This window comes from Bacteroides sp. 1_1_30 (genome assembly GCF_020982715.1).
Taxonomy (GTDB): Bacteria; Bacteroidota; Bacteroidia; order Bacteroidales; family Bacteroidaceae; genus Bacteroides; species Bacteroides xylanisolvens.
The window spans coordinates 1-23107 of sequence record NZ_JAJKHN010000060.1 but is presented as its reverse complement, the minus strand read 5'-3'; the positions used below and the strand labels follow the sequence as shown (position 1 = coordinate 23107).

Genomic DNA, 23107 nt, shown 5'->3' with positions numbered 1-23107 from the left:
TTTCATTCAAACGTCCACGTTATCTCACTCAAACTCTCAAACAAATATAGAATAAAATTCGCGGATTTACGTTACTTTTGCAAAGGTAATCACATTCATTCATATATATAAACCGATGATACATTTTTTCAAGAAACCCGTTTCTCACCTTGCGTTGCCGGAGAAATTCACTTATCCTTTCCATTATACACCTCATCCATTGTGTGTGTTGGCTGCGGAAGAAGTGAAAGAATATATTGCAAGCCGGAAAGAATGGCAAGAGGAATTGGCTTCCGGAAAGATGTTTGGAGTGTTGATTGTGCAAACGGACAACGGAATAACAAACAACGAAGAAAATCAGATTGGTTATCTTGCAGCTTTCTCCGGCAATCTGGGCGGAAAGAATCTGCATCCTTATTTCGTTCCTCCTGTTTATGACCTATTACAACCAGAGGGATTCTTCAAAATCGAAGAAGAACAGATTTCTGCCATTAATATCCGTATTCGTGAATTGGAAAACAGTAGTTCTTATCTCGATTCAAAAGAGAAATGGAAGATAGAAACGGAACAGGCTAAAGCTGTTTTGAATCAAGCAAAAGCGGAGCTTAAAATGGCAAAGGAGGCGAGAGAGATTCGCCGCCAGTCATCTCCGGAGCTTTCCGAAGAAGAACAAGCCTCCCTGATTCGGGAAAGCCAATACCAAAAAGCGGAATACAAACGACTGGAAAAGGAATGGAAGAAACGATTGGAAGAGCTCGAAACGGAAGTCAGGCACTTCGATATTGAAATAGAACGACTGAAAACCGAACGAAAAGAACGTTCGGCAGCTTTACAAAGAAAATTATTCGAGCAGTTCCGGATGCTAAATGCCCAAGGAGAGGTGAAAGACTTATATACTATTTTTGAGCAAACGGTTCAGAAAGTTCCTCCTGCCGGTGCGGGTGAATGTGCTTTGCCTAAGTTATTGCAATATGCGTATCTTCATCAATTAAAGCCATTGGCTATGGCTGAATTCTGGTGGGGCGACTCTCCTAAAAACGAAATCCGGCATCACGGATATTATTATCCTTCCTGCAAAGGAAAGTGCGAACCGATTCTGCAACACATGTTGCAAGGATTGGAGGTAGACGAGAATCCTCTGCTGAACCCTGTTCATGAAGAGGAAGAACTGGAAATCGTGTTTGAGGATGAATGGTTACTGGTAGTCAATAAACCGGCAGGGATGTTGTCCGTTCCGGGAAAAGCAGAGGACAGAGATTCAGTCTATCATCGTTTGAAGAAGAAGTATCCCGAAGCTACCGGCCCCATGATTGTACACCGGCTCGATATGGCTACTTCAGGATTATTGCTCGTTGCCAAAACAAAAGAGGTACATCGGGATTTACAGGCACAATTTGCAAACAGAAGTATTAAGAAACGCTATGTGGCGGTGTTGGATGGGGTGATAGTGCAGACAGAGAAGGAGAAGGAAACAAAACCAATAGCAGAGGAAACAACATTAATAGCAGAGGAAACTGTATCAACGAAAAAAACAGCAAAAGTAGAAAGAACTGATTTAGCACTAGAAAATACAGAACTAAGACCAGAAAGGACAGAAAAAGTAGAAAAAGACAAAAAGACAAAAAGAACAGAAAGAACAGGAAATACAAGAAGAATCGAACTCCCTCTTTGTCTGAATCCTCTCGACCGCCCTCGGCAAATGGTCAGTAGCGAACACGGGAAAGAAGCGATTACAGAATATCAGATCATCAGTGAGTCTGAAAGAATTACCAGTGAATCTGAAAACACTTTCAACGAATCAAACAGGATTAATGAATCAGAAAGTAGTATCAATGAGTCAAGAAAATACACCCGGATTATCTTCTATCCATTGACCGGACGCACACATCAGTTACGGGTACACGCTGCTCATCCGGAAGGCTTGGGATGCCCCATACTTGGAGACGAACTCTACGGAAAGAAAGCAGACAGACTATACCTCCATGCCGAATATATAGAGTTCCGCCATCCCATATACGGAGACATTCTCTGCATACAGAAAGAGGCCGATTTCCATAAAAATATGATTAAGCCATGAACCAAATTCTTTTTGAAATGTATATAGGGGTAATTACTAATTTTCAAAAAGAACCTGACTATGGACATCAAATTCCACATTACAAAGTATTTAGCTGTATCTGCTTTAGCAATGCTGCTACTGGGAGCCTGCTCCAAAAACAATATCTACATCAACTATCCTGACGAAGAAAACAACGGAGGTTCATCCGGCTCCGGCAATGATGACAACAACGGCAACCCGGCCAAAGAAAATGCACTGATTACTTTCAGTGCTTCCGTAGAAGGACGAAACATCACACGAGCCATGTCCCCCATGGGAAAAGGACTTCAAAGCTGGTTGTGTGCCTATACAGCCAACACATCGAACAATATCACAGGCGCTCCCGTTGCTCAAGGCAACTATGTCACCTCCTCCCCCGGTGTACTGACAGGAAATCTAGGATATAAAATGTATTTGAGCAATGCTATCTATAGCTTTTATGCCGTATCATGCAATTCCACCAGCCCGGCGCCCACTTTCACCAACGGACTATCCGAACCTTTATCCAACGGAGTAGATTATCTTTGGTGGCACGCGGTTCATCAGGACATCGCCAGTTCACAGGTAAATATCCCCATAACCTACCAACACGCAGCCACGCAAGTAGTTGTAGCGATCGCCGGAGGAGAAAATATCACTTTAAACAAGATACTTTCCGCTACCATCACTCCGCCGAAACCGGGCGCAATCATGGACTTGTCAACAGGTATCATCACTTCGGAAGTCAGCTATGACAAAGCAGCCGATATGGGAATCAACGACTTCACCGTACAATATATCATGCTACCCGTAAAGAGCTCCTCTCCCATGACCTTGACACTGGAGCTGATGGTAAACGGAGAAAGCTTTTCACGTACCTACACCACTCCGCTCACTCCACCCAACAACCTCCTGTCAGCCGGAAATTCATACCTTTTCCGGGCAGTTATCAATGAAAACTCCATCTCATTCGCCAATGTCAGTGTGAAAGAATGGACAGAGGTAGACGAAAGCGGAAACCCGCTATACCCTGTACAAGATTAAAATATCCGAAATAAAATCAAAGCAAACCAGGTTACGCAAGCCACAAACCGGGTTATGCAAACTGCAAACCGGGTTACGCAAACCACCAACCGGCAATCATGCCACCGTTTGCGTAACCTGACTATTCGTAAATACCTGCTTCTTCAACCTGCGATAAACGTAGATAAAGGCCGGCACGAGGAATAAGTCTGCCGCTATCCAAGCCATCGGATCACCGTAGCAGACAGCAATAAAACCAAATACTGGTACGGCATAGAGACTGACAAGAATACGAGCAATCATCTCCGCCACTCCGGAGAACATGGCAAGATTGGTAAAGCCCACTCCCTGAATGGTATAACGCAAGATGCACAACAAACCAAGCATCGGGAAAAACATACAGGAGACATGCAGGAACAACTCCGTATCCAGCAGAATCTCCGTTTCCGACGGGTCTACGAAGATCAACGCGAAATATTTAGCCCCTACCATCAGAAGAAGGAACGTGAAAGCCGCATAAATAATCATCATCAGAGCACTAGCCTTGATTCCCAACCAAATACGTTCCGGTTTACCCGCTCCGTAATTCTGTCCGCTATATGTAGCCATCGCAATGCCCAAACTCTCGAACGTACAGATAAAGAACATCTTGATGCGCATAGCAGACGTAAAGGCTGCCACACACGCCGTTCCCAAGGCATTATTCGCACTCTGAAGCATGATGCTGCCGATAGCCGTGATAGAAAACTGCAATCCCATAGGCACACCGATGTAGAGCAGCGTCTTAGCCAGTTTCGACTGAAACCGGCGTTCTTTCGGAGTACCTTGCAATATTTCAAACTTCCGGTACATATAAATGTAGCAAAGAACAGCCGACAATCCTTGCGAAAAGACAGTAGCAATAGCAGCTCCCGCCACTCCCCAGTCAAGTACCAGAATACAGAACAAGTCGAGAATGATATTCAGAACAGCCGCAAACAACAGAAACCAGAAAGGCGTCTTACTGTCTCCCAACGCACGGATAATGCTCGAAAGAAGATTATAGAAAAACGTACACGGCACACCGATAAAAGTGACAAGCAGATAAGCATAAGCCCCTTCAAAAATATTCTCCGGTGTACGCATGATCCGAAGAATATCCTCACATAAAATACAGGTGAGAAGCGCAATCACCACCGACATTCCCGCAGCCAGTTTCAGACTGACAGCCACATAACTGCGCATCGTACTGTAATCCCGCGCCCCAAACTTCTGCGCAACGGGTATTCCGAACCCTCCGCAACATCCATTGCAGAACCCGAGAATGAGAAATACCACTGACGTGCTGGCTCCAACAGAAGCTAACGCGTTTATTCCCAAGAACTTTCCTACAATTGCAGCATCAACAAGCGAATACGTTTGTTGCAACAGATTGCCGAGTAAAAGCGGCAGTGTAAACTTTAAAATGAGAGGTAATGCCGGCCCCGCCGTCATTTCTTTAGAAGTTGCCATACGTCTATGTTCTAAAATTGGGCGCAAAGATACGGAATATTCAACGAATTAATCCTTGTTTCCCATCCCTCTTTTAGTTGACATAAATCAAAAAATTGTGATTAAACACTAAACAGTTAATCACTTAACAAGTCGTTTAGGCGAACCATGCCACGAACAACCCAGGCAGAAAACCTCTGTCAAGTCGAACCCTTCCATCGAATCTTCCGGATATTTGGGAACGACTTCACCATTTTCGAGCACATAAACCAGCAGCCTTTCCCCCTGTTCATTCTTCACATACATGGCTGCAATCTTGCATTGCGGACATAATAACTTTTTCATGCCGCAAAGATACAGATTGTTTCCGTCATCCACAAGCTCTTCAGAAGATGTTTCAAAAAGCCTGTTCATGATTTACCATCAGAAAAGAAAATACCCACCAAAAAGATGCATTTTAACAAAATACGCCTGTGATTCTACATAATCTTCGCTATCTTTGTCAATCCAAAGTGTAAAGAAGAAAGAGATGAAGGTATCACGCATCGCACACGAAAAGAAAACAGTAGAGTTAATGATCCGCCTCTATTGTCGGAAAAAAGAAAAAAACAAGATTCTTTGTACCGACTGTGAAGAGCTGCTTCGCTATGCGCATGCCCGTCTCGACCGTTGTCCGTTTGGAGAGAAAAAGGGTGCATGCAAAGAATGCACGGTACATTGTTACAAGCCTGTCCTGCGCGAACGAATGCGACAGGTAATGCGTTTTTCCGGACCGAGAATGTTGTTCTATGCACCCTGGCAAACCATACGACATTTATTGAACCTATAACTTACTAAAAAAAATCAGTAATGAAAAAAGCCATTATCATAGGAGCCACCTCCGGTATCGGACAAGAAGTTGCAAAATGCCTGTTACTGGAAGGCTGGAAAATCGGAGTAGCCGGCAGACGGCAATCTTCTCTCGAAAACCTGCAACGGGCAGCACCGGATCAAATTCAAATCCAAGCATTAGACGTAACCCAAGAGGATGCAAGCGAAAAGCTGAATCTGCTCATCGACAAACTAGGCGGCATGGATTTGTTTCTTCTTAGTTCCGGCATCGGTTTCCAGAATATGGACCTGAACATGGAAGTAGAATTGAACACAGCACACACCAATGTAGAAGGCTTTATCCGAATGGTAGACACTGCATTCATGTACTTTAAGAAAAACGGAGGCGGACACCTGGCCGTTATCAGTTCCATTGCCGGAACGAAAGGGCTCGGAGTTGCTCCTGCCTATTCTGCCACCAAACGTTTTCAAAACACTTATATAGATGCGCTCGAACAACTGTCACACCTGCAAAAGCTACATATCCGTTTTACCGATATTCGTCCCGGATTTGTAGCCACCGATTTACTGAATGACGGAAAGCATTATCCACTGCTGATGGATGCCGCCGAAGTGGGCCGTCATATCTCCTGGTCGCTGAAGCGCAAACAACGGGTAGCAGTAATCGACTGGCGTTACCGGATTCTAGTGTTTTTCTGGAAAATGATTCCCCGCTGGATGTGGAAACGCCTGCCGGTAAAAACAAATTAACCCCAAAAGTGAACAAGCCGGGAAATGAACAGGTAATTAGCAAGATCAGATAACTCCTATTCCAATAATTCTACCTATATTTGTCCTGTAACATAAACTTATAATCTAACAAAAAAAGATGGAACAAAAAATTTGTCAGAGTTGCGGTATGCCGATAGACGACTCAACTTTTGGAAAAGAAGCAGACGGTAGCAAGAATCAGGATTATTGCCACTATTGCTATGCGGACGGACATTTCACGAAAGAGTGTACGATGGACGAAATGATCGAACTCAACCTGAATTACCTCGATGAGTTCAATAAAGACTCGGAAGTGAAATACACGGTGGAAGAAGCACGTAAAACGATGAAAGAGTTCTTCCCACAGTTGAAGAGATGGAAATAATCAATCATGAATATAGAAATGTGTCGAAAATAACCTAAAACCATATCTCGACATATTTTTACATTCTAAAGCTTTTTCACTGAAATCAATCACTATTGCCATTCAGTTCCGGGTGGCGTTCCAACCATTTTACCGCATAAGAGCAAGTGGCTTTCGGTTTCATTCCGTTGGCTATTGCATAGGCATAAGCAGCTTTCACCAGTGCGGCGGCTATTCCGCGACCTTCTATCGGGCGGGGCACGATGGTGTGAATGATGTCGAGAGAATCACCTAAGAGGCGATATTGTACAAAGGCGGTACGACCGTCTACTTCTGTCTTAAACAAATGCTGTTCGGGCTGATGAATAATTTCGTAATCCATAATCTATGTTGTTTTAAAGTTCATTATTGTTTTAAGTACTCTTGCCTAATAATTATCTATTATCAGGCACGGATTTTACGTTTTTCTTCAAAATGACGCATGGATAAAGCAACAGTGTTCATCAGCGTAATTCGTGCCTAGATTTATTATATAAACTAATTATGAAGCATATTTATAATCAAAATTGTTCTATCCATTGCAACCGGTTGGTATCGTAACCGCGGCGTTCGGCAGCGGTGACGAGTTTCTTTTTGATTTCCTCGGGCAGTTGCGGCGTGCGGCTTAGTATCCAGAGATATTTATCGGTGCTGCTGCCTACAAGGGCATAGTTGTAATTCTCTTCATCCAGCTCCAATATGTAATAATCAGAGTAGAAATTAAGGAAGAAAGAGACTTTCAGTTTACCCGGTTGCGCGGAATCGGGTATCTTGGCGTGTCCGTTGGCAGTCTTGCAGATATCATAAGGAGAATTGCGCTTGCATCCCCGGTTCTCCACACGAATCGTACCGTCGGGACGAAGCGTGTAAGTGGCCGTGACATCTACCAGCCCGTGTTCAAAACGGTTCTCGTAGCGGGCTATTTCGTACCAAAGTCCCATATATCGGTTCAGGTCGAGAGAGGAGACCGTGGTGTGATCCGTACCTTTAAAAAGACGTTCGACAGTAGGGATGGAAAAACGGAACCCGGCTTCCGTCAGACGTGTCGGGCGGACTTTCTGACCGGCTGTAAGGAAAGAAGCCGCTTCACCGTAAAATATACGGAAAGCCCGCTGCGGAGCAACAATCGTTGTCCATGCCTGATAAGCTTTTCCCATCTCACGGGTAAAAGAATATTGCGAAATCTGTTGCGGAGCGACCAGATTATACACACCCCGCGTTTCTTCGTGGGCGATAAAAAACTCCATGGCACGGCAAAGGTCGTGCATGGCTATCCACGGGAAAGACTGGGTGCCGGGACCGATGGCGGTAGCTACCTTCGTGGCTTGCAAAGGACGAAGCATCTGCTGCATCGCTCCCCCATCCGGAGAAAGCACTACGCCAAAGCGTGTAATGACGAGCCGGGTAGGTTGGGGACAGTGTTTGGCTTCTTTCTCCCATGCATAACAGAGATCGGAAAGAAAACCGTCGCCGCGGGTACGGGTATATTCGTCCGCTTCCACTTCCGGAGGATAATAGCCCACGGCGGAAGCTGAAATCATCAGTTTCGGTTTTGTCTTGACGGCATTTAATGCACGGATAATACGGTGCGTCACCACAATGCGGCTGTTGAACAATTCCTGTTTGTACTCCGGTGTCCAACGCTTATTGATGGGTGCGCCAGCCAGGTTGATGATTACGTCGCAATGCGTCAATGTCTGAATCAAATGTCCGGACATACCTTCGCGGAACATCGATCTTCCCAAGGGAATAATCCGGTGTCCGCCCTTTTCTGTGAGATAATTGGAAAGATGTTTACCTATATATCCGGTAGCTCCGGTCATTGCTATATTCATCTTGATTCATTATTTATTTTAACTCTACTAGAAAAACGTATAAAATGCAAGAAAAGTTCTTTGAAAAAAACAAAATGGGGCTATCTTTGCAAGGCAGACTTTAATACTGAAAGAAAAAAATCTCTGAACAGACTGACAAAGAGAGAGAAAATTTGTTCTATCAAATAAAGGAGACGATGAACGGCATCTACAAACAGGGCGGACGGAATACAGAAAGCGATCTGTTTGGAGAGAATGGCAAGTATGTGAACAGTCCGACAAAGTCTGAACAAGAAACTGAATGGTATTAATTGAAATAATGAAATAAATAAATGAAGAAACAAACTAAAATCAACTATATTCTTACGCTCATATTAGTATTTTGCATCGGCGCATCCATTCCTGTATTGACAGGCAGCAGCCAGGTGACCGAACAACATTCCGCCAAATCGGAAGTTCCTTATTGCGTCACCTCGCCCACCGTTCCCGCCCAGGTTACTTTTGACGGAGAAACCATTGACCTCCGCCGCTATGACCGCCGCGAACGGATGGATCGTGAAATGATGGCTTTCACCTATATGCATTCCACCACCATGCTACTGATAAAACGTGCCAACCGATACTTCCCCATCATAGAACCGATACTGAAAGCCAACGGCATCCCCGACGACTTCAAATACCTGATGGTAATCGAAAGTAACCTGAACAACATCGCCCGCTCTCCGGCAGGAGCAGCAGGACTGTGGCAGTTTATGCCCGCCACCGGACGGGAATTCGGACTGGAAGTGAACGACAACGTAGACGAACGCTACCACATTGAAAAAGCAACCGTAGCCGCCTGCAAATATTTCAAACAAGCGTATGCCAAATATGGAGACTGGATGGCTGTCTCCGCCGCCTACAATGCCGGACAGGGACGTATCTCCTCCCAACTCGACAAACAACTGGCAAGTCATGCCATGGACTTATGGCTGGTAGAAGAAACTTCCCGCTATATGTTCCGCATATTGGCAGCCAAAGAGATATTCAACAACCCGCAACGTTACGGGTTTCTGTTGAAGCGGGAACATCTGTATCCGCCCATTCCCTACAAAAAGGTGACCGTCTCCACTAGCATCAATGATTTGAATGATTATGCCAAATCACAAGGTATCACATACGCACAACTCCGTGATGCCAACCCCTGGCTGCGCGACACCTCATTAAGGAACAAGACCGGAAAGACATACACCCTCTATATTCCTACACAAGAAGGTATGTATTACGATCCGAAAAAAACAGAGGCTTATAATAAACAATGGGTCATTGACTGAAAATCCTCTCCCCTAACCTCTTTCTACAAGAAGATGCCGGAGGAACGTCCAAATAGCATTTAGTATGAACTGTTAGTATGAAACTGAAAGAAAGAATCCATCGTTTTTTACATGACGAAAAACTGAAACGAAAGTTGTACGTCATCATCTTCGAATCGGACACTCCCGCCGGGAAACTGTTTGACGTGATTCTGATCGGCTGTATTCTAGTCAGCGTACTGCTTGTCATCATCGAAAGCCTGAAAGGACTTCCCAGCTTTCTGACGACTCCGTTCGTCATTATGGAGTACCTTTTCACCGCTTTCTTCACTTTCGAGTACCTGACGAGAATCTACTGCTCGCCCCGTCCCCGGAAATACATATTCAGCTTCTTCGGAATCGTAGACTTGCTAGCCACCCTTCCGCTCTACATCGGCCTGCTCTTCCCCGGTGCACGCTATCTGCTCATCATCCGTGCTTTCCGCCTGATACGGGTATTCCGTGTCTTCAAGCTCTTCAACTTTCTGAATGAAGGCGAACGACTACTCACCGCCTTACGCGAAAGCAGCAAGAAGATTGCGGTATTCTTCTTATTTGTCGTCATCCTGGTGACTTCCATCGGCACGCTGATGTATATGATTGAAGGAACACAACCCAACTCCCAGTTCAACAACATCCCGAACAGCATTTACTGGGCTATCGTCACCATGACTACCGTAGGCTATGGAGACATCACCCCCGTCACCGGTCTTGGGAAATTCCTTTCCGCCTGTGTCATGCTAATTGGTTACACAATTATTGCCGTACCGACAGGGATCGTATCTGCCTCCATGATGAAAGACTACAAACGCAGAAGAGACAAAGAATGTCCCAACTGCCATCGCTCCGGACACGAAGACAATGCCGAGTTTTGCAAATATTGCGGACATAAATTGAATAATGACTAAACAATATCTATTCTTTATTTAACACGAAAAAGGTATTCACTATTTTCGTGAATCACAAATTAAATGCTATATTTGCAGAAACAAACGGAATATGATTATAGAATATGAGAAAGAGTATCTAAAAGAGTTATATGAGAATGGCAAGTGTAAAAGCAAAAAATATCGGTTTGATGCGGCTATTATAAAAAAATACCAGAAGCGTATCGACACATTAATCGCCGCTACCCGAATAGAAGATTTATTTGTCTTCAACTCTCTGAACTTCGAAGCTCTTCAAGGCCGTGCGGACTACTTTTCCATTCGCATAGACTATCACTATCGACTGGAATTTAAAACTCGCACTGAAGGTACAGAAATCATATTAACCATTTGCATAGTGACAGATATAACCAATCATTATCAATAAAAAGATTAAATTATGGATACAATAAAAAGATTACCAACACACCCAGGTGATATATTGAAAGAAGAATTGGAATGTCGCAGAATCTCTCAAAAGAAATTCTCGGAAATTCTGGGAGTTCCCTATACAATGCTTAATGAAATTTTAAATGGGAAAAGACCTATTACCAGTGATTTTGCATTAATGATAGAAGCCGCTCTAAACATTAATCCGGAACTACTCATCAATATGCAAGCACGATATAATATGGCTCTGGCACGTGAAAAGAAAGCACTTTCAAACCGATTAAACGAAATACGAAAAATGTGTGCCTCATTGCTATGAGTTCTTGCCAATACGCTCGAATAAAACAATAAACACACATCCCACCGCATAACAAGCTATGTCCGCCCAATCGAACGTAGAGCCCAGAATGATTCTGGCTGCACGGTTCGTGATCCCCAATGTTTCCACCAACCGGAAATATTGCAGCACTTCCACAAAACAGGCAAAAAGAAAGACATAAAACGGCATCCGCGGAATTCCTGTCGGGAGAAATATCCTCACAAAACTATACACCAGCACTACCACCAGCATATCTCCGACATAAGGACGTATGAAATTGTCACGCACATACAAAGCTATCAATACCTCGATGCAAAAGATCAGCAGAAAGCTGATTATATAAAAAAATCTTTTCTTCATTATTCACTCAATCACAGGGTTAAACATTCATTTGAGTCTGCGAATATACGATAAAATAGATCGAATACGTTCAAATATTACTAAATGATTGATCCATAAAAGAGAAATAATTGTATATTTATAGTTCCAAGTATTTTTCCACAAACAATAAAAAAACAGAAAGGAGATTGAACACATGATGTTGAACATAGATTTCGTCATTCGTTTATTGGTCGCCGGCATACTGGGGGCGATCATCGGACTGGATCGTGAATACCGTGCCAAAGAAGCCGGATACCGCACTCATTTCCTCGTATCGCTAGGCAGTGCCCTGATTATGATTGTTTCCCAATACGGATTTCAGGAGATTATAAAAGAAAGCAGTGTCACGCTCGACCCCAGTCGTGTGGCGGCTCAAGTCGTCAGTGGTATCGGATTTATCGGTGCGGGAACCATCATCTTCCAAAAGCAGATTGTACGCGGACTGACTACCGCCGCAGGAATCTGGGCAACTGCCGGTATCGGACTGGCAGTAGGCGCAGGAATGTACACCATCGGCATTGCTGCCATGGTATTGACCCTCATCGGACTGGAATTACTTAGTTACCTGTTTAAAAGCATCGGAATGAAAAGCTCGATGGTTTCTTTCTCTACTTCCAACAAAAACACTCTGAAACAGATAGCGGACAGATTCAACTCTAAAGACTACCTGATAGTCTCTTACGAGATGGAAACGTTGCATAAGGGCGAAGCAGAGTTTTATCAAGTGAGTATGGTCATCAAGTCGAAACGAAATAACGATGAAGGACATTTACTTTCATTGATACAGGAGTTTCCGGAGGTAACAGTGCAGCGAATTGAATAAGTCCCTTTACAAAAAAACAATAGAGACAAGAAAAGCAGAAGAAACAAGGAGGAGTATTTTAATTCTAAAATATAAAGAGATGAAACCCTATTTCTGCTTTTCCGTCAGATACTTCCAATAACGTACAGGCATATCCTGCCTGTGCTTTCTCGGATTCATACGTTCTTTGATACAAATGGCCTTGAAATAAGTTTTCCAGAGTTGTTGGAAAAGTTTCTCATCCTTGTCCATCAGACTTTCATCCAGCATCCCCGTAATCAGATGGGATTCACGGCTGTCATCATCAAACGAGATGGTTGTCACCTCCTGCAAGTCATAATAAAAACCATAACGGCGTTTCATGTCGTAGATAATCCACTTCTGATCGGCAAAACGGTCTTTGAAATGGTGAACGGTAAGAGGAAGCGCATTATACTGCGGTTCGAAAGCCGCAAAGAATGTACCATCCGCAGCTTTCTGAAAACGGACAAACTGCATCAGGTGCACACGTTCGCCATCCACTTTCTTCCATATTTGCGCCAATCGCAAAACGTCCGGATCGCCAAAATTGGTTTCGATGGAACGGGGTGAGTCGATCGCTTTACGGATATAACGAAAAATGAGCATCCCTACCTCCGGAAGCTCCGACAGCCAACTTTGTGTGAGGCAGCCCAAAGCGGAAGTAGAGACTTTCTTCTGCAATCCCCGCCACACACGCCCTGCCTTCTCTTCATCGGTGACTACGGTATGCAACTCATCATAAAATAAGGGCAAAGCATCTCCTTCCGACAACAAATCATCGGGAAAGGTCTTGCGAAAATAGGCGTCGAACACGGCAGTCAGCAGACCATCAAAGCTTTTATCGTAAACGAAAAATTTCAAGATTTATGATTTATGATTTATGATTTCTGGGTTATGATTTATTTTTAGGCACGGATTACAGGGATTAATGCGGATTCTTTGCAGCAATGACAACACTAAAAACCGTGTAATCCGTGTAATCTGTACCTAAATTATTATATAAGCTAATCAACATACTTAGTAATTCGTTTAATCAGAATTCATAAATCAGAAATCAGAAATCAAGTCGTAATTGGCGTTCATCCACTTTCTTTTTTGGTTTCGGGAGCAATAAGCTACGTACCCGTTGCGGCGAAAGTTCGTTCACAGTCAGCATTTGGAGAGGCAGTTCTTTGCAGGTAATGAAATATTGCGCCTTCTTCATCACCACTCCTATCTTCTTCAGTTCATAAAAACCCAGTCGCGAAAAACGGCGGGAGGCGACAATCAGCTTCGCCGACTTCACTCCCACTCCCGGCACACGGAGCAACATTTCGTAGTCCGCTTTGTTGATGTCGACAGGAAACTGTTCGGGATGGCGCAAAGCCCACGAGAGTTTCGGGTCTATCTCGAGGTCGAGATCCGGATAGGCATCATCCACAATTTCGTCCACCTTGAATTGGTAAAAGCGCAATAACCAGTCAGCCTGATAGAGCCGGTTTTCACGTACCAAAGGCGGTTGCTTCAATGCCGGAAGACGTTTATCGTATGTATTCACAGAAACGTAGCCCGAATAGTAGACACGTTTCATGGTCGGCCGTCCGTAAAGAGCCGACGAAAGAAAAAGAATATCTTTATCCGACTCGGAGGTAGCGCCCACAATCACCTGGGTACTTTGTCCCGCAGGCGCGAAACGGGGTGCATGGCGAAACTTCTGCCGTTCTTCCTTACTCTCCAACACACCTTGCTGAATGTATTTCATCGGAGCAAATACACTTTTATGATCTTTCTCCGGTGCAAGGAGTTTCAGGTTTTCTTCTTTGGGAATTTCGACGTTGACACTCAAACGGTCGGCATACAGCCCGGCCTCATTCACCAATTCACGACTGGCACCGGGAATACTCTTGAGATGAATATAACCGTTGAACCGGTACACTTGCCGCAAATCTTTGGCTACACGCACCAGTCTCTCCATCGTATAGTCCGGATTGCGGACTACTCCGGAACTAAGAAACAACCCTTCAATGTAGTTACGACGATAGAATTCCATCGTCAGTTCCACCAATTCCGAAACGGAAAATGTGGCGCGGGGAAGATCGTTGCTACGCCGGTTGATACAGTAGGCACAGTCGTAAATACAATAATTGGTAAGCATGATTTTCAATAGCGAGATACACCGCCCGTCCTCGGCAAAGCTGTGACAGATCCCCCATCCTCCGACAGTGTTTCCCAGCGTGCCCGGCTTATTGGAGCGCACCGTACCACTGGAAGAACAGGAAACATCGTACTTGGCAGATTCCGCAAGTATCTTCAGTTTAGCTAAGACGTTTTCGTTCATAATTCCCAATCTTGATTCTTTTCGCAAATATACGATTTAATTTGAGACGCGTATAGAAGAAAAAAAGTTTAGCAAATATATCAATACAAAACAAGTCAAATTTTATGATACAAAAAGCTACGCTTACAAAACGAGTTTACCAGATACAATATTTTATTACATAGATCAAATAATATAACAAAATAAATTAATTATTTTATCATAACAAATGTATTTTCATTAACTTTGCAAAGTCAACACATGAAGTGTTGCATTAATAAACAATTTAATTTTACACAAATGAAGAATCCAAACGAAAACGAAGAAGAAATGGAAGAACGAGAATGGGTTATCAATGGTTTTAAAACCTTCTCTGCCATAGCGCAGGAGTATTTTCCCGAATATTCTAACGCTGACACAGCCAGCAAAAGAATGAGAAACGAAATAGAACTCGACAAACAGCTCTTCGACGAATTAAAAGCCGCACATTACGTACACGAAACAACGCGTCTAAGTCCGAAGCAACAGCAGATCCTTTTCATGACCTGGGGACCGGAAAAAATAATCCTACGTTAGCGCATCACCCATAAGTAAAGATTTACTGCATCCTGACACCTCCGAAAACACAGAAAAAACGTGTTGAACGAACTATATTATATAGATTATTATATTTTAGTATTTATATATGTTCGGTTGGTGGTTCGCCTACTTTTTTTCGAGCGTTGCAAACGCATGACAGACAAGCAGTTGAGCCACCTCCAGGGGGTGTTCGTTTGGCTGTTCGATTTTTTGTTAAAAAAAATACTAAAAAGAAAGCCGCATGTCCCCGAATAGAGCCTCTATTTACGGCAAACAGAGGTTCTATTTCTAATAAACAGAGGCTCTGTTTCATCCCAACAGAACCTCTGTTTTTCTATTCATTCCCCCAATCTCATCTTTTACACCTGCGCGGTGTCACACAGAACAACATTATTTCCGTCCTACAGCCCCCAATACAGCCCAAATACCACCATACCGTTCAAAACACCTTCATTCCAGCCAAAAAAGATTTGCACGAACAGCCATTCATACACTACCTTCGCAGCCGCATCCGACAATGTATGCACATGGGAATAACCCCAAACAACAACAAGTAAATAAAAATACGCCTCAATGAAACAACTTCCAGAAAACCTCCTGCACGAAGGCTACATCCTGATTCCCAAAGCACTGTTAAAACGCCAGATAAACGATAAAGCTCCGGGAGAACTGGAAGCGCTCCTCCAAGTCCTGATACACGCCAACTACTCGGAAACCACGTACAAGATTCAGCAGATCGACATTGTATGCCAACGCGGAGAATCCGTCATCAGCCAGCAACACTGGAGCCAACTCTTCCAATGGAGCCGATCCAAAACCCTCCGCTTCTTTCAAAAAATCCAGGAAGAGGGCATTATCAAGATCATCCCGCACCAGAAAGGAATCTTCCACATTCATATCAACAACTATGATTTCTGGACCGGCTGCATCTCTCCGGAAGCCCGCGAAGAAAAAAAGAAAGAAAAATCCGAAGCGTTCGATGTTTTCTGGGATAAATATCATGAAACGATGCAAAAACCCAAACAGTACGTCGCCCGTGCCCACCGCGAATGGGACAAGCTCACCAAAGAGGAACAGCAGACAGCCATCGACCACATCGAGGAAGTCTACTATCACACCAACGACACACGTTTCATCCCCCTTGCCGCCACCTACCTGAAAGACAAGGCCTTCTTAAACGAATATATAGACTAAAAAACATCAAAAAGAAATGCAACCACACGCCAGCGAACTCGAAGAAGCCATCATCGGAGCCTGCCTGATAGAACAGGAGGCCCTGCCACTCGTAGCCGACAAGCTACGTCCCGAAATGTTCTACGACGATCATCATCAGCTGATCTTCGCCGCCTTGATAGCTATGTATCAGGCAAACAAAAAGATAGATATTCTCACCGTCAAAGAAGAGCTCACCCGTCGCGGAGTGCTCGAAAAGATAGGCGGGCCGTATACCATCGTACAACTAAGCAGCCGGGTAGCCTCCTCCGCCCACATCGAGTATCACGCGCAAATCGTCCACCAGAAATATCTGGCACGCGAAGCCGTAGTCGGCTTCAACAAACTCCTCACCTGCGCCATGGATGAGACAATCGACATCGACGACACCCTCATCGACGCGCACAACCTGCTCGACCGTCTCGAAGGCGAATCCGGACACCACGACCATATACGCTGCATGGACACCCTAATGACCGACACGCTGAAAGAAGCTGAATTGCGTATTGCCAAAAGCGTGAACGGCGTCACCGGCATCCCCACCGGACTGACCGAACTCGACCAGAAAACAGGCGGTTTGCAGGATAGTGATCTGATAGTGATAGCCGCACGGCCTTCCGTAGGTAAAACGGCTTTTGCCCTGCACCTGGCACGCAGCGCGGCAATGGCGGGCAATGCGGTGGCCGTCTACAGTCTTGAGATGCAAGGGGAACGCCTTGCCGACCGATGGCTGGCAGCAGCAAGCAACATTAATCCTTACCGGTGGAGAAACGGAATACCTACCTCACAAGAGATGGAAAATGCCCACACCGCAGCTTCAGAACTGTCGGGGCTCCCCATTTACGTGGACGACAGCACTTCTGTCAGCATGGATCACATTCGCTCAAGTGCCCGGCTACTGAAGAGCCGCAATCAGTGTGACGCAATTATTATCGACTACCTGCAACTCTGCGACATGGCTACCAAGCAGGCCAACCGCAACCGCGAACAAGAAGTGGCACAAGCCACCCGGAAAGCCAAGTTGCTAGCCAAGGAGCTGCATATTCCCGTCGTACTGCTTAGTCAGCTGAACCGCGAGTCGGAGAATCGCCCCGGAGGACGTCCGGAACTGGCACACCTGCGCGAGAGCGGAGCTATCGAACAGGATGCGGACGTCGTGATGTTGCTTTACCGACCGGCCATGCAACGCGTCGTCACCGACCGGGAAAGCGGTTACCCGACAGAAGGACTGGGGGTGGTTATCGTTGCCAAGCAGCGTAATGGAGAGACTGGGAATGTATATTTCGGACATAATCCGTCGATGACAAAAATATATGACTATGTTCCGCCATTGGAATATTTGGAAAAACATGCTAAATAAAACGATCTATTGTATAAATAATCAAGACAATTTATCAAAATAGTATTGATACATATCCGGTATAAATCTTTTTATATTATCAGAGAAAATAAAACCATATTTACTTGACTTCTCCTCTCTGATTTTGTATATTTGTAGTATCAAAAAGAAAACATATAATTATTCACTTAAACCTTAACTTTTCAAATTTATGGATGTATTAGTAGAACGCTATCAGCGCAGAAAGTATGTAAATCAGGAGGATGCTCCGTTACTGTATTACATACGTCAGAAATCGGGCAATGTAAGAGTGATGGACGTTGATACGATGGCTACCGCCATCGAAAGTAAATCGTCACTGACCGCCGGAGATGTGAAACACACCATCGAGGCATTTGTGGAACAGTTGCGTCTGTCGCTCACCCAGGGCGACAAGGTGAAGATTGACGGATTGGGTACGTTCCACATCACGCTGACTAGTGATGGTACGGAGACTATGAAAGATTGTACGGTGCGCAGCATCCGCCGTGTCAATGTCCGCTTTGTTGCCGACAAAGCGTTGAAGCTGATGAATTCGAGCCATACGAGTACACGAAGCGAAAACAACGTGGACTTCGTCCTGGGCGGAAAGGGCGATGGAAGCGATTCCGGAAACGGTGGTTCGGACGATGGTTCCGGCAGCGGTTCGGGGGGCAATAAACCGGGCGGTGGAGAAGCACCGGACCCAGCAGCGTAAATAGGCTGCCCGCACTATCTTCTTTGGCAGAATGAAACTTCATCCTTAGAAAAAACAGTATCACATGGTTTCAGGAACTGATCCATGTATGGTTCCTTGCCATGTGGTTGCTGTTTTTCTGTTTTTCTCTTTCCCGCATTTTCTTTATTTCTCTATTTTTTTCATTCTCGTGTTTTTTTAGTTTTCCTATTTTTAGTTTCTCTTATTTTTTAATTCTCAATTCTCAATCTTTAATTTTTAATCTTTAATTCAAGAAAGATGTTAGACAAAATCATTGATATTATTACAGCCATCCTCCCTTTTTTCGGAGGTCGCAAAAAACGTCAGCAAATGATGCAGGACGTCAAAGAGTTTAGCGAACTAGTGAAAGAGCAGTATGGCTTCCTTATGAAACAGCTCGAAAAGGTGCTCAAGGATTATTTCGATTTGAGCGACCGTGTGAAGGAAATGCACTCGGAGATTTTTTCATTAAAAGGCAAACTTTCGGAAGCTGTCACTTTACAGTGTGTCAATAAAGAGTGTATTCAGCGCAACAATGGTTCCGAATCTGCATCATCATCCACTTCTTTAATACCTGCCTAACGCATGAGAACGATTAATCTGATTGTCGTGCATTGCTCCGCTACCCGCGAGGATAAATCTTTCACCGAACATGATTTGGACGTTTGTCATCGTCGCCGCGGCTTCAATGGTGTGGGTTATCATTTTTATATTCGTAAGAACGGGGATATTAAGTCTACCCGTCCGTTAGAACGGATCGGTGCGCATAGCCGTGGTTTCAACCGGGAAAGTATCGGTATCTGCTACGAAGGCGGACTGGACTGCATGGGACAGCCGAAAGACACGCGCACTTGTTGGCAGAAACACTCGCTACGGGTTCTTATCCTGACTTTATTAAAGGATTTTCCGGGATGCCGTGTCTGCGGACATCGTGATCTTAGTCCCGATCTTGACGGAAACGGTGAGATTGAACCGGAAGAGTGGATCAAGGCTTGTCCCTGTTTCGAAGCGAGCAAGGAGTGGGATAAAGAATAGGTTTCTTTTTTCATTTACATACTCTATTATTAGTTGTTATTGGTTAATTGTTATTGGTTATTAATCAAGAAAACCCGGACTTTCGCAAGCCCGGGTTTTCTGCATCTTGGGAACGCCTCCTTTACCTATAGGGAAATGGGGGACTAGCAATTTGATTCTAGTACAACAAAAAGACGCTCCGAGAGTAAAAATAAAAAGGGATACCTGTGGGAAATGTGGGAGGCATCCCTTTTCTAAAGAAGAACAAAGAGGAAGGATGGACTTTCACAAGCTGTGTCCTTCGCTTTGTTCTGGGGTAAAAATATCTTCACACACAAGTGAAGAATGGGTTTATTTGTTTTTTCTCAATATATAATATATTATGAGATTCTCTATCCTATTAGTCTACCCATTCGGCAACTGTCACAGTCACTACTCTAGGTTCTACCGTTCCCCACGGAGAAGTAGGAATAGCTTTTACTTTGACTGTCATAGCCTTAGTGCCCTGGGTATCAGTCGGTCTCGTCAATGTAAGCTTACCGGTTGTGGGGTTCAGATCAAAGCTACCATTATCTTCACCAGCTACCAATTCAAATGCTACAGTGAAGCCAAATATAGTTGCACCAGAGCTATTATTATAGGCAGCGGAAGCACCATCAGAAGGCCAAAGCTGACGTGGAGTAGTTGAAGCATCTTTCCATACTAATGCTTTTGATACCTCAACACCCTCTTCTCTTGTAGCAGCAGAAGATACATTAAATGCCAGCTTGTCTTTACCTTCATCAGTACCCTTGTAATCAAATGTACCATTCATCTTAGCAGTATTGAATACAACAGGAATTGTTTTGGTAGAAATAACTTTCTCTCCACATTTTGCTTCTACTTTTACGCTAAAGCCAGCAGCAGCACCGTTATAAGTTTTATCTACTGAAAGCGCACCAGTAGCTGCATCAAGATCTACACCAGTCGGAACGTCACCTACAACAGAGAATTCAAATTTTCCACCAAGAGAGGTCAATTTACCATCACTTCCATTACCAACAAAATCCTCATAGTTAGTGAAGAGTTCTTTCAGATCTCTTTCGGCTGTCACTGCAGTTATTGGATCCCCTGCTTCCACCAGATTCAATATAGCCTTGGCTCCATCCCAAGCATTAGAGTTAGCCAATGTAAAATCAGCTTCTGCAGGATACTTAATATCTACATCTGTTGACAATACAATACTAATATGACCAGTAGTATTTGTAATCTTGGTAGTCACCGTACCTGTATAAGTGGCACCTGCAGGAACCTCCAATACAAGATTACCACTATTCTCATTAAATTTAATATCCGGAGTTTCCGCCACAGGAGTGTTTGATGCCGATGCTACATCAGCCGGAGCAATGCGTTCAAAGTTACACCCACTGAAATTAGCAATACTACCCAAAGCTGTCTTAATCTCATTAACCTTCTCGGTATTCAATGCAAGTCTTTGTATAGTTTTATGCCAAACAAGTGGAGTACTCGGATCAGCAAGTTCAATAGTTGTTGGATCCTGTATATCGATCAATGTAACTGTTCCGCTGTAAGTATTCGGTGTGAATGATTTATCACCTGTTAATACACCCGCAGGCGCTTTCGCTTTTACAGTAGACGTTGCCTGACATTGATGACCTAGCGTTCCACCAGCGTTGCCTGTTAATACACCGGTGGTTTCATTCATTGTAAAGCTAGCAGCACCACCACCAGTTACATCGAAAGTCACGCTGAACAGATTATCTACAGAGATACCGAATTCTTCGGGCTTAGTCTTAGCCGAAGGCTCCCCATCAACATTTCCACTACCATTATTATTAAGGATCGAATACACTGTCATCTTATAATAAGAGCCTGTTGCCTTATAATCTATACTTGCATTTTTAGCCACTTCATTTGCAGCAGCATTTACAGATACCCATTCAACCTCTTTAATATACATATTCTCCTTCACAGCAGCAAAGTAGTCTGAAGTAATATCATTCAAGGTTGTTTCACCTTTATCCTTTACTGTAAGTGCTACCGCATAGCTCTTATCAGCAGTACTGGCATCCAAAGTAACTGCGATTACATTAGGTTCGCCCGTTACAGCTTCTATCTTTTTAATCGTAAAGTGCGTACCTGTTGCACGAGTCAATTGGTGATAGTCGGCAGCAATCAAGTATTTTCCTTCCTCGCCTTTAATCAATTCAGCAACGGCAGATTGCGGTGATACACGGAAATTCACTTTCACTTCGTTAGCATTGAGTACAGGACTCCAATCGTCTGCATTACCTACAGCACCATACTTCACATAGAAAGTATTGAAGTTAACAGTTCTGTCAGCAGACTCCGGAATGTAAACGATGCTCTGAATCATACCTTTGATAGCTTTGATTTCAGCATCAAGTCTGGATTCAAGGTTTTTTATAACACCGCCAACTTGTTCGGATTCGCTCTTTATAATATCTTTAACCGCCTGGCTAAATGTACCTGTTGCTGGTAATTCGAGTGCTGCCAATTGTTTTTTCGTATCATCAATTTGCTTGATAATATCCGCATAACTCTTATAATCGGCACCCTCTTCAGTACTTACATAAGCATTGATAGCATCTAAAAGATTATCCAGTTGAGTTTGTTTCCCGATGGCTTCTTCACTAAAGAGCTTCTCATAAACATCTTTCACGAATGTTTCCAAAGTCGTTTTCACTCCGTACTGGGCAGTCAGGTAATTGTTAATACCACTCAACTCTGTAGAAATACCTTTCTGAACAGCTTCTGTTACGTATTGAGCAATTTTCCCCCATTTAGAAGTGTCGTCTCCCTCGTGTTGAAGGGCATTTATGATAGCTTGGTTTACATAAGCCCCAAAACTGGTACTTTCGTAAGCACTTGCATCCTTTTTACCAGATGTAATGTATGCCTGTTCTGCTGCAATCAGTTCAGATAATACGGTTTTAACATTCTCTAGTTCTTCAATCTTCTTTTCCAAACCACTGACACCATCCTCACCTTTGAGAATCTTTTGCAGAGTGGTCAGTTGATTTTGAAGATCTGCCAATCTTGTTGCCAAATCTTTAGCTTTATCGCCTGTGGCATCCGCCAAAGCTTGTTCCAGTGCAGCGATTTTTTCTTTCAAAGTTTTTTCACCATCCGGATTTTCCACAAGTGCGCTCAAGTCATTCAGTTGTGTCTGCAAATCCTGTTTTGCCTTTTCAACTGCGTTCTTCATGTCTTCTGTACTTACCGGACTGGTTGATGTGATTTTATCGACCTGCTCCTGCAAGCCTTTAATATCATCATCGTAGTCCTTACAGCTTGTCACCACTGTACTGACTGTAAGCGTCAATGCCCCGAAAAGCATTACCCTAACAAAATTTTTCTTCATAACTACTTAAAAATTACATTAATAATATA

General features: G+C 43.9%; 24 protein-coding genes. 16 read left to right on the top strand and 8 right to left on the bottom strand.

Features of this window, described 5'->3' with window-relative positions; translation table 11 throughout:
- Positions 1–115: 115 nt before the first annotated feature.
- Both LPH68_RS17365 and LPH68_RS17360 read left to right on the top strand, forming a co-directional pair.
- Complete coding sequence (locus tag LPH68_RS17365; RefSeq protein WP_151923510.1) at positions 116–2056, top strand: RluA family pseudouridine synthase; 1941 nt, start codon at positions 116–118, stop codon at positions 2054–2056.
- 60 nt (positions 2057–2116) lie between these two features.
- On the top strand, positions 2117–3100 hold the full coding sequence (locus LPH68_RS17360) for a fimbrillin family protein (RefSeq protein WP_151923509.1): 984 nt from the start codon (positions 2117–2119) through the stop codon (positions 3098–3100).
- 96 nt (positions 3101–3196) lie between these two features.
- On the opposite strand, the gene LPH68_RS17355 is transcribed toward LPH68_RS17360, so the two are convergent.
- Both LPH68_RS17355 and LPH68_RS17350 read right to left on the bottom strand, forming a co-directional pair.
- Positions 3197–4570: an MATE family efflux transporter gene (locus LPH68_RS17355; protein WP_004314776.1), complete on the bottom strand. Its 1374-nt coding sequence runs from the start codon at positions 4568–4570 to the stop codon at positions 3197–3199.
- A 120-nt stretch (positions 4571–4690) separates the two neighbouring features.
- Positions 4691–4894 carry a hypothetical protein gene (locus LPH68_RS17350; protein ID WP_008771178.1) on the bottom strand — a complete coding sequence of 68 codons (204 nt, stop codon included), beginning with the start codon at positions 4892–4894 and terminating at the stop codon, positions 4691–4693.
- A gap of 184 nt (positions 4895–5078) precedes the next feature.
- On the opposite strand from LPH68_RS17350, the gene LPH68_RS17345 reads away from it, so the two are divergent.
- The 3 genes from LPH68_RS17345 to LPH68_RS17335 all read left to right on the top strand — a co-directional run bounded on the left by LPH68_RS17345 (position 5079) and on the right by LPH68_RS17335 (position 6515).
- Entirely contained in the window at positions 5079–5378 is a 300-nt protein-coding gene (locus LPH68_RS17345; RefSeq protein WP_008021113.1) for a nitrous oxide-stimulated promoter family protein, read from the top strand.
- Positions 5379–5398: 20 nt separating this feature from the next.
- Positions 5399–6130, top strand: a complete 732-nt coding sequence (locus tag LPH68_RS17340) for an SDR family NAD(P)-dependent oxidoreductase (protein ID WP_049703238.1) — start codon at positions 5399–5401, stop codon at positions 6128–6130.
- A gap of 118 nt (positions 6131–6248) precedes the next feature.
- Entirely contained in the window at positions 6249–6515 is a 267-nt protein-coding gene (locus LPH68_RS17335; RefSeq protein ID WP_004314772.1) for a zinc ribbon domain-containing protein, read from the top strand.
- 85 nt (positions 6516–6600) lie between these two features.
- Here LPH68_RS17335 and LPH68_RS17330 read toward each other — a convergent pair whose 3' ends face one another.
- Together LPH68_RS17330 and LPH68_RS17325 are read right to left on the bottom strand one after the other, a co-directional pair.
- The gene (locus LPH68_RS17330; protein ID WP_117684263.1) at positions 6601–6876 is read right to left on the bottom strand and encodes a GNAT family N-acetyltransferase; all 276 of its coding nucleotides are present in this window, start codon (positions 6874–6876) and stop codon (positions 6601–6603) included.
- 178 nt (positions 6877–7054) lie between these two features.
- Positions 7055–8368, bottom strand: coding sequence for a TIGR01777 family oxidoreductase (locus tag LPH68_RS17325; protein WP_151923508.1), 1314 nt, complete (start codon positions 8366–8368; stop codon positions 7055–7057).
- Positions 8369–8679: 311 nt separating this feature from the next.
- Between LPH68_RS17325 and LPH68_RS17320 the strand changes: the two genes are divergently transcribed.
- The 4 genes from LPH68_RS17320 (at position 8680) to LPH68_RS17305 (ending at position 11313) form a co-directional block, all read left to right on the top strand.
- Entirely contained in the window at positions 8680–9660 is a 981-nt protein-coding gene (locus tag LPH68_RS17320) for a lytic transglycosylase domain-containing protein (protein ID WP_008021109.1), read from the top strand.
- A gap of 77 nt (positions 9661–9737) precedes the next feature.
- Positions 9738–10586 carry an ion transporter gene (locus LPH68_RS17315; RefSeq protein WP_009040786.1) on the top strand — a complete coding sequence of 283 codons (849 nt, stop codon included), beginning with the start codon at positions 9738–9740 and terminating at the stop codon, positions 10584–10586.
- A 91-nt stretch (positions 10587–10677) separates the two neighbouring features.
- Positions 10678–10992, top strand: a complete 315-nt coding sequence (locus LPH68_RS17310; RefSeq protein WP_141409009.1) for a type II toxin-antitoxin system RelE/ParE family toxin — start codon at positions 10678–10680, stop codon at positions 10990–10992.
- A 12-nt stretch (positions 10993–11004) separates the two neighbouring features.
- Positions 11005–11313 carry a HigA family addiction module antitoxin gene (locus tag LPH68_RS17305; protein ID WP_009040788.1) on the top strand — a complete coding sequence of 103 codons (309 nt, stop codon included), beginning with the start codon at positions 11005–11007 and terminating at the stop codon, positions 11311–11313.
- Here LPH68_RS17305 and LPH68_RS17300 read toward each other — a convergent pair.
- A complete protein-coding gene (locus LPH68_RS17300; protein WP_117811035.1) occupies positions 11308–11673 on the bottom strand; it encodes a DUF2809 domain-containing protein in 366 nt (121 codons plus the stop codon). The two genes, LPH68_RS17305 and LPH68_RS17300, sit on opposite strands and share 6 nt — an antisense overlap.
- Positions 11674–11848: 175 nt before the next feature.
- Between LPH68_RS17300 and LPH68_RS17295 the strand changes: the two genes are divergently transcribed.
- Positions 11849–12517, top strand: a complete 669-nt coding sequence (locus LPH68_RS17295) for an MgtC/SapB family protein (RefSeq protein WP_087318901.1) — start codon at positions 11849–11851, stop codon at positions 12515–12517.
- Between the two features lie 87 nt (positions 12518–12604).
- On the opposite strand, the gene LPH68_RS17290 is transcribed toward LPH68_RS17295, so the two are convergent.
- Both LPH68_RS17290 and LPH68_RS17285 read right to left on the bottom strand, forming a co-directional pair.
- Positions 12605–13378, bottom strand: coding sequence for a TIGR03915 family putative DNA repair protein (locus LPH68_RS17290; RefSeq protein WP_117684260.1), 774 nt, complete (start codon positions 13376–13378; stop codon positions 12605–12607).
- A gap of 193 nt (positions 13379–13571) precedes the next feature.
- Complete coding sequence (locus LPH68_RS17285; protein WP_015532529.1) at positions 13572–14834, bottom strand: putative DNA modification/repair radical SAM protein; 1263 nt, start codon at positions 14832–14834, stop codon at positions 13572–13574.
- A 279-nt stretch (positions 14835–15113) separates the two neighbouring features.
- Here LPH68_RS17285 and LPH68_RS17280 point away from each other — a divergent pair, with 279 nt between their 5' ends.
- The 6 genes from LPH68_RS17280 (at position 15114) to LPH68_RS17255 (ending at position 19714) form a co-directional block, all read left to right on the top strand.
- The gene (locus LPH68_RS17280) at positions 15114–15389 is read left to right on the top strand and encodes a DUF4248 domain-containing protein (protein ID WP_151923507.1); all 276 of its coding nucleotides are present in this window, start codon (positions 15114–15116) and stop codon (positions 15387–15389) included.
- Between the two features lie 576 nt (positions 15390–15965).
- Positions 15966–16586, top strand: coding sequence for a hypothetical protein (locus LPH68_RS17275; protein WP_151923506.1), 621 nt, complete (start codon positions 15966–15968; stop codon positions 16584–16586).
- 16 nt (positions 16587–16602) lie between these two features.
- Entirely contained in the window at positions 16603–17964 is a 1362-nt protein-coding gene (gene dnaB / locus LPH68_RS17270; protein WP_009040791.1) for a replicative DNA helicase, read from the top strand.
- A gap of 190 nt (positions 17965–18154) precedes the next feature.
- The gene (locus LPH68_RS17265; RefSeq protein WP_151923505.1) at positions 18155–18679 is read left to right on the top strand and encodes an HU family DNA-binding protein; all 525 of its coding nucleotides are present in this window, start codon (positions 18155–18157) and stop codon (positions 18677–18679) included.
- Between the two features lie 258 nt (positions 18680–18937).
- Complete coding sequence (locus LPH68_RS17260; RefSeq protein ID WP_004314756.1) at positions 18938–19261, top strand: hypothetical protein; 324 nt, start codon at positions 18938–18940, stop codon at positions 19259–19261.
- Positions 19262–19264: 3 nt separating this feature from the next.
- Complete coding sequence (locus LPH68_RS17255) at positions 19265–19714, top strand: N-acetylmuramoyl-L-alanine amidase (RefSeq protein ID WP_151923504.1); 450 nt, start codon at positions 19265–19267, stop codon at positions 19712–19714.
- Positions 19715–20093: 379 nt separating this feature from the next.
- On the opposite strand, the gene LPH68_RS17250 is transcribed toward LPH68_RS17255, so the two are convergent.
- On the bottom strand, positions 20094–23078 hold the full coding sequence (locus LPH68_RS17250) for a cadherin repeat domain-containing protein (protein ID WP_087318896.1): 2985 nt from the start codon (positions 23076–23078) through the stop codon (positions 20094–20096).
- Positions 23079–23107: the final 29 nt, after the last annotated feature.